Source organism: Oleiphilus sp. HI0123 (assembly GCF_001635315.1).
The window spans coordinates 1-290 of record NZ_LWGE01000454.1 but is presented as its reverse complement, the minus strand read 5'-3'; the positions used below and the strand labels follow the sequence as shown (position 1 = coordinate 290).

Below are 290 nucleotides of genomic sequence, written 5' to 3'. Positions count from 1 at the left end.
CACTTACCATTATCGGCCCAGAAGCGCCTTTAGTTGACGGCGTTGTTGACCATTTTGAAGCAGAAGGCCTTCGCTGCTTTGGCCCTTCAAAAGGTGCGGCTCAATTAGAAGGCTCTAAAGCTTTCACTAAAGATTTCTTAGCTCGCCACAACATACCTACTGCCGACTACCAGAATTTTACGGAAGTAGAACCTGCCTTAGCATACTTGAAAGAAAAAGGTGCCCCGATTGTTGTTAAAGCCGACGGTTTAGCGGCTGGCAAAGGCGTAATCGTTGCCGAAACTCTGGAG

At 47.9% G+C, this 290-nt stretch carries 1 pseudogene; it reads left to right on the top strand.

What is annotated here, in order from left to right:
* Window positions 1-290: pseudogene (locus A3761_RS04360) on the top strand (phosphoribosylamine--glycine ligase); the annotation flags it as partial.